General features: G+C 71.9%; 6 protein-coding genes. 2 read left to right on the forward strand and 4 right to left on the reverse strand.

The features are described from left to right. The 3 genes from JNW89_RS23660 to JNW89_RS23670 all read right to left on the reverse strand — a co-directional run. Positions 1-808, reverse strand: an 808-nt coding sequence (locus JNW89_RS23660) for an acyl-ACP desaturase (RefSeq protein WP_238450545.1), incomplete at its 3' end; no start/stop codon positions are given. A gap of 69 nt (positions 809-877) precedes the next feature. Beyond that, a complete protein-coding gene (gene hisS, locus JNW89_RS23665; RefSeq protein WP_238450546.1) occupies positions 878-2,206 on the reverse strand; it encodes a histidine--tRNA ligase in 1,329 nt (442 codons plus the stop codon). Positions 2,207-2,289: 83 nt separating this feature from the next. Beyond that, the gene (locus tag JNW89_RS23670; RefSeq protein ID WP_238450547.1) at positions 2,290-3,009 is read right to left on the reverse strand and encodes an MBL fold metallo-hydrolase; all 720 of its coding nucleotides are present in this window, start codon (positions 3,007-3,009) and stop codon (positions 2,290-2,292) included. 259 nt (positions 3,010-3,268) lie between these two features. On the opposite strand from JNW89_RS23670, the gene JNW89_RS23675 reads away from it, so the two are divergent. Both JNW89_RS23675 and JNW89_RS23680 read left to right on the forward strand, forming a co-directional pair. Beyond that, the gene (locus tag JNW89_RS23675) at positions 3,269-4,156 is read left to right on the forward strand and encodes a peptidylprolyl isomerase (protein ID WP_238450548.1); all 888 of its coding nucleotides are present in this window, start codon (positions 3,269-3,271) and stop codon (positions 4,154-4,156) included. Between the two features lie 60 nt (positions 4,157-4,216). Then, positions 4,217-5,056 carry a peptidylprolyl isomerase gene (locus tag JNW89_RS23680; protein ID WP_238450549.1) on the forward strand — a complete coding sequence of 280 codons (840 nt, stop codon included), beginning with the start codon at positions 4,217-4,219 and terminating at the stop codon, positions 5,054-5,056. A 58-nt stretch (positions 5,057-5,114) separates the two neighbouring features. On the opposite strand, the gene JNW89_RS23685 is transcribed toward JNW89_RS23680, so the two are convergent. Continuing rightward, a partial coding sequence (locus tag JNW89_RS23685; RefSeq protein WP_238450550.1) for a bifunctional (p)ppGpp synthetase/guanosine-3',5'-bis(diphosphate) 3'-pyrophosphohydrolase occupies positions 5,115-6,468 on the reverse strand: 1,354 nt, incomplete at its 5' end.

Raw genomic sequence — 6,468 nt, forward strand, 5'->3', positions numbered from 1 at the left:
CGTTGAAGACGTCCCACTGGCGCAGCACCGGCTGCACCACGTCGTCGCGGTGCTGGCGCAGGTCGTAGATGCCGGCCAGGGCGATCGCCACCGACTTGCGGGCGAAGCCCTCGATGCCGACGCCGGGCATCTGGAAGTCGGCCACCACGTCGGCGACCGCGCGCATCGCCTGGCTCGGGGCCAGCTCGAAGGCCGCGCCGAGCAGGTTGCGGTAGAAGACCATGTGCAGGTTCTCGTCGGCGGCCACCCGGGCCAGCAGCGCCTCGCAGGCCGGGTCGCCGGTGACCCGGCCGGTGTTGCGGTGCGAGATGCGGGTGGCCAACTCCTGGAACGACACGTACGCCAGCGAGTGCAGCACCTCGTCGCCGTGTACGTTCTCGTAGCCGGCCGACATGTGGGTCATCCGGGCCCGCTCCAGGGCGACCGGGTCCACCGCCCGGGTCACCGTCAGGTAGTCCCGGATTGCGGTGCCGTGCCGCCCCTCCTCCGCGGTCCACCGGTGCACCCAGGTGCCCCACGCCCCGTCCCGGCCGAAGAGGCTGGCGATCTCGTGGTGGTACGAGGGCAGGTTGTCCTCGGTCAGCAGGTTGACGATCAGCGCGGTGCGGGCCACGTCGGGAATCGTCGAGTCCGACTCCGACCATGGCTCGCCGCCGAGCGGCCCGTCGAACGTGCGTCCCTCGCTCCACGGGACGTACTCGTGCGGGAACCACTCCTTGGCGATCGACAGGTGGCGGTCGAGGTTCTTCTCCACCACGGCTTCGAGTTCGAGGAGCAGGGCGGTCTGACTCAGCGGGGTGGTGCTCATGCGGATCTCCCTACGGTGGCGTAACTTACGCTACCGTAGGGCCCCGCGGGCGTACGCGCGAGTAGTAGCTCAGCTGACCAGCGGTTTGAGGTCCTCCCGGGGCGGGGTCCACTCCCCCGCCGCGGCGGCGATCTGCTCGCCGGACCGGATGTCCTTCACCTCGTCCGCCGCCCCCTGGGCGCCCGGGAACCAGACGTACGGGATGCCGCGCCGCTCGGCGTACCGGATCTGCTTGCCGAACTTCGCCGCGCTCGGCGACACCTCGGTCGGCACCCCGCGGGAGCGCAGCGCCTCGGCGACCCGGTTGCTGGCCGGCCGCGCGTCCTCGCTGGTGACCGCGACCAGCACGCAGGTCGGCACGGTCCGGGAGACCGACAGCGCCTCGGCGCCGAAGAGCAGCCCGAGCAGCCGGGTCACCCCGATCGAGATGCCCACGCCGGGGAACCGGGTGGCGCCCGAGCTGGCCAGGTTGTCGTAGCGACCGCCGGAGCAGATCGAGCCGAACCGCTCGTAGCCGATCATCTGCGTCTCGTAGACGGTGCCGGTGTAGTAGTCCAGGCCGCGGGCGATGCGCAGGTCGGCCACGCAGAGCCCCGGCGAGTGCGCGGCGGCGGTCTCCACCACGGCGACCAGCTCCTCGATCCCCTCGTCGAGCAGCGGGTCGCTGACCCCGAGGGCGCGCACCGCGTCGGCGAACGAGGCGTCCGCCGCGGAGATCTCGGCCAGCGCCAGGCACGCCTTGGCCTGCGCCTCGCTCGCCCCGGCCGTCTCGGCCAGCAACTCGGCGACCCGGGCCGGGCCGATCTTGTCGAGCTTGTCGACCGCGCGCAGCGCCGCCTCCGGGTCGGTCAGCCCGACACCCCGGTAGAAGCCCTCGCAGATCTTGCGGTTGTTGACCTGGATGCGTACCGGCGGGATCGGCAGCGAGCGCAGCGCGTCGCCGATCACCAGCGGCATCTCCGCCTCGTAGTGCGCGGGCAGGGTGTCCCGGTCGACGATGTCGATGTCGGCCTGGAGGAACTCGCGGTAGCGCCCCTCCTGCGGGCGCTCGCCCCGCCACACCTTCTGGATCTGGTAGCGACGGAACGGGAACTGCAGCTTGCCGGCGTTCTCCAGCACGTACCTGGCGAACGGCACGGTCAGGTCGAAGTGCAGGCCGAGCGCGTCGTCACCGGCCGGACCGTCGGTGTCGGCCTGCAACCGGCGCAGCACGTAGACCTCCTTGGAGGTCTCCCCCTTGCGCAGCAGTTGGTCCAGCGGCTCGACCGAGCGGGTCTCCAGCGGCGCGAAGCCGTACAGCTCGAACGTGGCGCGGATCCGGTCGAGCACGAACTGCTCGATCATCCGCTGGCCGGGCGTCCACTCCGGGAAGCCGGAGATGGGCGTGGGCTTGCTCATGGCGTACTCCCTTGGCAGCCGCGCGCTGCGCGGCAGAGTTTCCGTGTGTCCCGCGCGGCGGCGCGGGGAGGTCGTGGGCGCGGCTACAGGCCGCGGGTGGGCGCGGCCGGGCGCGCGGCGCCGTGCCCCGCCACCTCGGCGAGGTACGGGTTGGTCGCGCGCTCGCGGCCGATGGTGGTCGCGGGACCGTGGCCGGGCAGGACGACCGTGTCGTCCGCCAGCGGAAGGACCTTCTCCCGCAGGCTGGTCAGCATCCGGGGCATGCTGCCGCCCGGCAGGTCGGTGCGGCCGATCGAGCCGGCGAAGAGCACGTCACCGGAGAGGCAGATCTGCTCGGCCTCCCAGGGCGAGCCGGCGCCGGGCAGCCGGAACAGCACCGACCCGCCGGTATGGCCGGGGGCGTGGTCGACGGTGATCTCCAACCCGGCCAGCGCCAGCGTCGCGCCGTCGGTCAGCTCGGCCACGTCGTCCGGCTCGGCGTACGGCAGCCGGCCGCCGAAGAGCTGGGTGAGGTCCATCGAGAGCGCCTTGGACGGGTCGGCGAGCAGCTCCCGGTCGTCCGGGTGGACGTAGGCGGGGATGCCCCGCGCGCCGCAGACCGGCGCCACCGAGAAGGTGTGGTCGAGGTGGCCGTGGGTGAGCAGCACCGCGGCCGGGTGCAGGCGGTGTTCGGCGAGCACGGCGTCGAGCCGGTCGAGCACCCCGATGCCGGGGTCGACCACCACGCACTGCTCCCCCGGAGCGGTCGCCACCACGTAGCAGTTGGTGCCGAAGGCGTCCGCGGGAAAGCCGGCCACGAGCACGTCCGCTCCCCTTCCGTCGGTACGTCGTTCCCTCCGCAGCCTAGCCGTCGCGGCGAACCGATATCCGTGACCCACCCGTCCCGCACACCCCGTCCGGCACAGTGACGCACTCCGATAAACCCAGCCCCGACCTCGTACACCACTTTCCCAGCGGCTACCCGTACACTCTGGCGGGCTGTGTGGCGTGGCGCACCTGCTTCACGGGGACGCGAGCGGCCCGACCGCCGGTGACGACCAGGGCAGAGGAAGGGGAGCACGAGTGGCTTCCAGCAGGGACCGGCAGCGCAAGCTGGCACGGGAGAAGCTCGACCGGCAGCTGGCCCGGCGGGCCGCCGCGGCCCGGCGGCGCCGGCAGATCCAGGCCGGCGTGGGCGTCGCGGTCGTCCTGGCGCTGATCGTGGTCGGGTCCGCCTGGGCGCTGGGCGCCTTCGACCGCGACCCGAAGCAGCAGGCCGCCCAGGACGTCTGCCTCTGGACGCCGCAGGACGCCGCCGCGAACACCAACCTCAAGGACGTCGGCACCCCGGCCACCAGCGGCCTGCCCACCTCGGGCACCCGGCCGATGACGATCAACACCAACCAGGGCGGCCCGATCACGGCCGAGCTCGACCTCGCCGGCGCGCCGTGCGCCGCGGCGAGCATCGCCCACCTGGCGAGCCGGTCGTTCTACGACAACACCACGTGCCACGAGATCACCACCGAGGGGGCGCTGCGCTGCGGCGACCCCAGCGGCACCGGCCTGGGCGGCCCGACGTACTCGTTCTACGACGAGAACGTCCCCACCGTGCCCGAGGCGAGCCCCTCGGCCAGCCCGGCCCCCGGCGAGCCGCCGGCGTACCCGAAGGGCACGATCGCCATGATCGGGAACCCGCCGGGCAACAACGGCAGCCAGTTCCTCGTCTTCTTCAAGGACTTCAACCCGGCCAAGCCGACCTACCCGGTCATCGGCCGGATCACCGGCGGGCTCGACGTGATCGAGAAGATCGGCGCCCTGCCGACCGTGGACAATGGGACCGGGGCCAAGGTCAAGCCGAAGACCGACGTGCTGCTCCAGAAGCTCACCGTCGGCGAGCCGAGCACGGCGGCGGCCCCGGCCCCGACGAGCCCGGCTTCCGGTGCCCCGTCGGCCAGCCCCAGCGCCGGCTGAGCCGGACCACACCACCCGTACGCGGCGGCGACCGCGCCACATAGTCCAGGAGGAGTGACCGTGACGTCCACGAGAGAGCGGCAGCGCGCGGCGGCGCGGGCCCGGCTCGAGCGGGAGATGGCCGAGCGCGCGGCCAGGGCCCGCAAGCGCCGGCAGACGCAGGCGATCGTCGGGGCCGCTGCGGTCCTGCTGCTCGTGGTCGCCGGCAGCGTCTGGCTGGCGACCACCCTCGGCGGTGACGACGACCCGAAGCAGGACACCGCGGGCGCCCCGGGCTTCACGCAGTGCGCGTACACCGAGGCGCCGAAGGAGGGTCGGACCCCGCAGATCAAGGACGTCGGACTGCCGCCGGCCCAGCAGAAGAACACCGGCACCCAGACGATGACGATCGAGACCAACCTGGGCCCGATCACCGCCAAGATCGACCGCGCGGCGGTGCCCTGCACCGCGGGCAGCTTCACCCACCTGGCCAGCAAGGGCTTCTTCGACAACAGCAAGTGCCACCGCCTGGTCACCGAGGGCATCAAGGTGCTCCAGTGCGGCGACCCGAGCGCGACCGGCAAGGGCTGGCGGGAGACCGACGGCACCGGCGGCCCGGCGTACAACCTGGCCGAGGAGAACCTGCCGACCGACAAGCGCCCCGCGTACCCGGACGGCGTCATCGCGATGGCCAACTCGGGCCAGCCGGGCAGCACCGGCAGCCAGTTCTTCATCGTCTACGGCGACTCGCAGCTCGACCCGAACTACACCGTGCTGGGCACCGTCACCGGCGGCATGGACCTGGTCAAGCAGGTCGCGGCGGCCGGCGACGACAAGGCCTTCGCCCAGCAGGCCGGCGGCGGCCACCCCAAGAAGGAGGTCGTCATCACCAAGCTGGCGATGAGCGACATCCAGGGCTGACCCACCCGTACGACGAAGCGCCCGCCGGCTGAGCCGGCGGGCGCTTGTCGTTGCTGTCTCAGGCCCCCGAGGTGACCCGGTACGCGTCGAAGACGCCGTCGACCTTGCGCACCGCGGCCAGCAGGTGGCCCAGGTGCTTCGGGTCGGCCATCTCGAAGCTGAACCGGCTCACCGCCACCCGGTCGCGGGTGGTGGTGACGGTGGCGGAGAGGATGTTCACCCGCTCGTCGGAGAGCACCCGGGTGACGTCGGCGAGCAGCTTGTGCCGGTCCAGCGCCTCGACCTGGATGGCGACCAGGAACGTCGAGGCGGAGGTGAGCTTCCAGCTGACCTCGACCACCCGCTCGCTCTGCGCGCGCAGGTCCTCGGCGTTGGCGCAGTCGTCGCGGTGCACGCTCACCCCGCCGGAGCGGGTGACGAAGCCGAAGACCGCGTCCGGCGGCACCGGCGTGCAGCAGCGGGCCAGCTTGATCCAGACGTCGCTGACGCCCCGGACCACGACGCCCGGGTCCGCGCTGCTCTGCCGGCTGCGCGGCGGCCGGGTGGCGACGGCGGTCTCGGCGATGTCCTCTGCCGCGCCCTCCTCGCCCCCGTACGTGGCCATCAGCTTCTGCACCACCGACTGGGCGGAGACCTGACTGTCGCCGACCGCCGCGTAGAGCGAGGCGACGTCGGCCAGGTGCAGGTCCCGGGCGATCGCCATCAGCGCGTCGGAGGTGAGCATCCGCTGCAACGGCATGCCCTGCTTGCGCATCGCCTTGACGATCGCGTCCTTGCCGGCCTCGATCGCCTCCTCGCGCCGCTCCTTGTTGAAGTACTGGCGGATCTTGGTGCGGGCCCGGGGGCTCTTCACGAAGCCCAGCCAGTCCTGCGTCGGGCCGGCCGTGTCGGACTTCGACGTGAAGATCTCGATCACGTCGCCGTTGGAGAGCGTCGACTCCAGCGGCACCAGCTTGCCGTTGACCCGCGCCCCGATGCACTTGTGCCCGACCTCGGTGTGCACCGCGTACGCGAAGTCCACCGGCGTCGAGCCGGTCGGCAGCGGGATGACGTCACCCTTCGGGGTGAAGACGTACACCTCCTGGCTGGACAGGTCGAAGCGCAGCGCGTCGAGGAACTCGCTCGGGTCCGCCGCCTCCCGCTGCCAGTCCAGCAGCTGGCGCAGCCAGGTCATCTCGTCGATGTGCGCCGGCGGGCCGACGATCTGGGTGCCCTTGTGCTCCTTGTACTTCCAGTGCGCGGCGATGCCGAACTCGGCGGTGCGGTGCATCGCGTAGGTGCGGATCTGCATCTCCACCGGCTTGCCGGTGGGCCCGATGACCGTCGTGTGCAGCGACTGGTACATGTTGAACTTGGGCATGGCGATGTAGTCCTTGAACCGGCCCGGCACCGGCTGCCAGTTGGCGTGGATG

It is taken from the genome of Micromonospora sp. 4G55, from assembly GCF_016803375.1.